The sequence below is a fragment of the Vibrio sp. 10N.247.311.13 genome (genome assembly GCF_041467595.1).
GTDB classification, from domain to species: domain Bacteria; phylum Pseudomonadota; class Gammaproteobacteria; order Enterobacterales; family Vibrionaceae; genus Vibrio; species Vibrio crassostreae_C.
The window spans coordinates 1-4,160 of record NZ_JBFSUX010000111.1 but is presented as its reverse complement, the minus strand read 5'-3'; the positions used below and the strand labels follow the sequence as shown (position 1 = coordinate 4,160).

Here is a 4,160-nt window from a genome sequence, read left to right as displayed (position 1 = left end):
AGCCCGTAGAGGACTTTCACCTCCTAGATCAACGCCATGCTCGGCGCACAAAAATAAAGGCAAGATAACGGATTATCTTGCCTTTATTTCATCATGTCAGTAATGAGACTGTGTCACTCGCTGGAGTGTTATCGGAACGCCATTGCGCCCTTGCCAACACCTTCATAAGCGACGATTTGTAGTGATTGGTTCTCTGCTAGGCTAGGTTCAACTTGATCCGCGATATAGCCAGCAAGTAATTCCACCGTGGTATCTGTCGGTAAAATTTCCGTCTCACTCTTAGCAATCGCTAGCTCAAATTCGCCTTGTGGCGCGGTGTAGCGGAAGCCATAGTGACTTTCATCATTAACACTGTTCGCGTTTTCACTCAGGTTAAGTGATGAAACTGAAACTTGGTCTTCTTTAGAACCTAAATAAATGTCTTCCCAACGCTGAGCAAATGCTTGTTCACGTTGCCCGTCACGCTGACCATCGACCACGATTTCTACTGGAGAACGGTGACCATGGGCGATGCGTTGGCAATTACCATCGTGCTTTTTTAAACCATGGGTATAGTGGTAAAACGCGCCATTAATGTTCTCATGACGAAGGGTGATCTCTAACCCTGTGACGTTACTTGGCAGGTTATCGCGAAGAATATCATAAACGTGTGCGGTCACACTCTCGATAGTGATCGCTTCTGCATCAATCAAGCAATATGCTTCGTCAGGGCAATGTAGGTGGAGGCTCTTGTCACCACGCAACACATCAACCATAGAGTAGCCCGCTTTGCTCGCTTGAAGAACAATTGCAGCGCTTTGCATTGGCAGCAGCAAACGGTGATCAACGTGCTCATCGACAAGCTGTTTGATCTGCTTTTTGACCTTGCTAAAATCCAGCACCATGCTCATTTCATTAAGTTCACCAGACATGGTGACATCTAAAATCCAACTATCTCCTACGACCCCTCTGTGTTCACAGATGTATGAAGAATCGATAACGGTAAGGTCTCTTACAAATAGGTTCAAGTGGAACTCCTTAGTGCTTTAATGAGATACGGGAGGCTGAATAATGTTCAGCAGGCACTTCGTCTCATTGATGTCTGATAAAATAGGACGGGCAGGATGTTACAACGCGCTTATAAAGTCCACCTTTTTACACCGTCATTCGAGAAATGAACAAACCACGCTCAATTTCCGCTAAAACATAGGCCAATCTCATGCGAATAGCCATAAAACGCGTAGGGTTGCCCGGCGTTTCACGACACATTTTGCTTCAGCCAAAGACGCGGCGACACTCCGGCAACATGTTGAAAAGCACGTGAGAATCCTGAGTAGCTATTGTAACCCACTTCATCAGCAACCCAATTGATCGGCTTATTTTGCAATAGCAGAGATTGAGCTACAGAGACTCGCCACTTTTGCACATAGTCTCCCGGCGTTTCACCCACTTCTCGCTTGAACGCTTCAATAAACTGAGTGCGAGACATCGCGGCCAGTGACGCCATTTCGGCAAATAAACAATGCAAGGCTGCGACAAATGCCTGTGTTCCGTGTGAGCGCTAGACAAGCTCAACTCCCCCGCGCTCAATACATGAAGGTGGCCCTCTTTACCTTGTTGCGCGTTAAATGACGATACTCCACACAGGTTTCCAGAATAGAAAACGCCAGTGCGTATCGAGAAGTGTTCCATTAGTTGTGAAAGCAGATCCATGCATCCTCCGAACGATTCGCTTAGTTTTTAGTTCTTTTGTCCCTCTATAGACCGGACGAGTGGGATAAATTATTTCAAACAAGATAACCAACACTGACAAGGAACTTGATATGTCACACATGAAATCGACCAGTCAAAAAATCACTCTAATGGCCGCGTTACTAGGCACCAGCTTTTCACTGATGGCAGCAGACATCGACATGAGCGTTGATAGCAATAACCTCGCAATTAAAGGCTATGATCCTGTCGCTTACTTTGCCAATGAAGGTCCAGTAAAAGGCACATCTGAGTTCACAGCGACCTATAAGAATGCGATCTATAACTTTGCGAGCAGTGAAAACAGAGATGAATTTCGAGCCAATCCAGAAGCCTATGCCCCTCAATATGGCGGTTACTGCGCGTTTGGAGTAGCCATGGGTAAGAAGTTTGAAACCGACCCTCTCGCTTGGAAGGTGGAAGATGGAAAGTTGTATCTGAACTTAGACAAATCGGTTCAGAAACGCTGGCTGGAGAATACACAAGAGTTCATCCAAGACGCCAACAGCAACTGGACAACCATCAAAACCGTAGAAGCCTATAAGCTCTAGCCTACAGCGCTTATCCATTGCCCAAGAATAAAACGGAAGCGACCGAACGCTTCCGTTTTCATTGGGATTTTCCCCAAAGAGGCCAACCCAAAGCGATTGGCAACACCTACTAAGTCCATTTCTATTCTATTCTATACTCCTAGCAGATAAGCTTTTCTTTTTATGGAAGAATAATGACATTACCTAGGATTTTGGCACTCGGCCTCTGCGCCCTATCGACACTGACTTATGCCAACCCATGGCAGTTCGTCAAAAGTGAAGATGGCATCATGATTGATAAAAGGCCACACAGCGAAGGCTTGGTCGAAATACGAGCACAGATGCAAACGCCCACCACTTACTCCGGTTTTTTACTGTTATTGGAAGACAGTGAGAACGTGCCAAACTGGATAGATAATGTATCGCAAAGCCGTGTGTTGATGCAGATATCTGAAGATGAAAACATCGTCTATACCCAATTCAAAGCACCGTGGCCTGCCAGAGATCGAGACATGGTGACCTACTCAAAATACAGCATCGAGGGTGGGCAGTTTGTTTTGTCGATAAAGGATGCGTCGAACTATTTGGCGAAAGAGTCGGGGTACATTCGAATCTACGATGTGGACGCACTTTGGACACTGCAACCGCTGACTAATGGCAATACCTACATCACCTACACCGCGTATGCGAACGCAGGGGGCATCTTGCCAAATTGGTTGATGAACAAGTTATCGATAGGCAGTGCACTGAGCACGTTTAAGGGGCTAAAAGAACAGTTACCAAAGTACCAAGGCCAACAGCACCCCAACCTGCCAAGTGAGTCTCGTTAGCGGTACAAGTAAATAGGTAAATAAGGTTAAAGACTAAGGTCTTCTTGCTAGGTCGCGAGCTAAGATAAGCGCTAAACCAAACACCTGAAGAAACAGGGCGATGTTCTTATAGAAAGCCATTTTCTCATCAAGCCTTTGGATCAACTCAACCAAGGTCAGGTTATCCAAATAGTAGTCATCAATTCGTGATCGTTGCGATTCTTGGGCATTGTTTATCAGCATCATAAGCTTAGGTAAATTAGCCAACGAGATGGCCGGCACCTCGTCACTCACCCAACTCCGAAGTTGTCCGCGAAGCGCTTCATCAAGAACAGTGGCAGGTTGAGCGATTTCTGGGGATAGCTTATCAAGGTGAATCAGGATCGCTTCACGCTTGCGCTCTAGGGTTTCAATCGTATTCCAAGCAAGCTGTATTGAGTACACATTGCCGTATTTGCGATCGTTGTACTCCGCTTTCTCAGCTTCAATTTTATCGAGCACCAAGCTCGACATGACAATCGCCATGATGTTGAGTATCAAGCCTGCGAGGACAATCGCCCAAGCAGGAGGAAGACGCAACGCCATAATGCTCCCTAGAACATTTTATCAAAAGGTAGGTAAGCTAAGTTTAGGACAATCAAAGAGATCATGCAGATAAGCGTTAACACCATACCCACTTTTCGACCTTTGAAGTTCTTCGCTAAGATCCCTTTCGCATGAATCACACGCCCCAGAATAAACGCCACACCAATGACATGAATCAGCCACACACCGGCGCCATTCATCTCTAACAATCCCATCAAAATAACGGTGATTGGGATGTAATCCATAGCATTACTTTGTGCCGAACGTGCTATCTGTAACGACTCGACACCGCCATCAGCATGAGCAACAAGATTGATTCGCCTTTGCTTGATCACCTCTATTGCTAACCAAATCATTACGATCGTCAGCAAGGCTGCGTAAAGTGCTGTAACCATCATATTTCCCTATTATTTTGTGTTTACTCAGTGTTCTTTGTTATCTGTTCGACAACACCCGGCTTTGTTTCCTAATTGGATCTCAGATAGAAACGGCCAGTATGGGTGATTAT

6 protein-coding genes and 1 pseudogene are annotated in these 4,160 nt (G+C 45.8%); 2 read left to right on the top strand and 5 right to left on the bottom strand.

Annotated features, from left to right (window positions below; translation table 11 throughout):
* Positions 1 to 128: 128 nt before the first annotated feature.
* Entirely contained in the window at positions 129 to 1,007 is an 879-nt protein-coding gene (locus tag AB6E52_RS22750) for a 6-carboxytetrahydropterin synthase (protein WP_102321284.1), read from the bottom strand.
* A 230-nt stretch (positions 1,008 to 1,237) separates the two neighbouring features.
* A pseudogene (locus AB6E52_RS22745) lies at positions 1,238 to 1,692 on the bottom strand (helix-turn-helix domain-containing protein).
* Positions 1,693 to 1,802: 110 nt separating this feature from the next.
* On the opposite strand from AB6E52_RS22745, the gene AB6E52_RS22740 reads away from it, so the two are divergent.
* Positions 1,803 to 2,279, top strand: a complete 477-nt coding sequence (locus AB6E52_RS22740; protein ID WP_102321283.1) for a YHS domain-containing (seleno)protein — start codon at positions 1,803 to 1,805, stop codon at positions 2,277 to 2,279.
* Here the strand turns inward: AB6E52_RS22740 and AB6E52_RS22735 are convergent.
* Positions 2,276 to 2,398: a hypothetical protein gene (locus tag AB6E52_RS22735; protein WP_017061529.1), complete on the bottom strand. Its 123-nt coding sequence runs from the start codon at positions 2,396 to 2,398 to the stop codon at positions 2,276 to 2,278. The genes AB6E52_RS22740 and AB6E52_RS22735 overlap by 4 nt on opposite strands.
* 54 nt (positions 2,399 to 2,452) lie before the next feature.
* Between AB6E52_RS22735 and AB6E52_RS22730 the strand changes: the two genes are divergently transcribed.
* On the top strand, positions 2,453 to 3,088 hold the full coding sequence (locus AB6E52_RS22730) for an START domain-containing protein (protein WP_102321282.1): 636 nt from the start codon (positions 2,453 to 2,455) through the stop codon (positions 3,086 to 3,088).
* 33 nt (positions 3,089 to 3,121) lie between these two features.
* Here AB6E52_RS22730 and AB6E52_RS22725 read toward each other — a convergent pair whose 3' ends face one another.
* Entirely contained in the window at positions 3,122 to 3,652 is a 531-nt protein-coding gene (locus AB6E52_RS22725) for a DNA mismatch repair protein (RefSeq protein ID WP_102321281.1), read from the bottom strand.
* A gap of 8 nt (positions 3,653 to 3,660) precedes the next feature.
* The gene (locus tag AB6E52_RS22720; RefSeq protein WP_017061526.1) at positions 3,661 to 4,047 is read right to left on the bottom strand and encodes an MAPEG family protein; all 387 of its coding nucleotides are present in this window, start codon (positions 4,045 to 4,047) and stop codon (positions 3,661 to 3,663) included.
* Between the last annotated feature and the right edge of the window lie 113 nt (positions 4,048 to 4,160).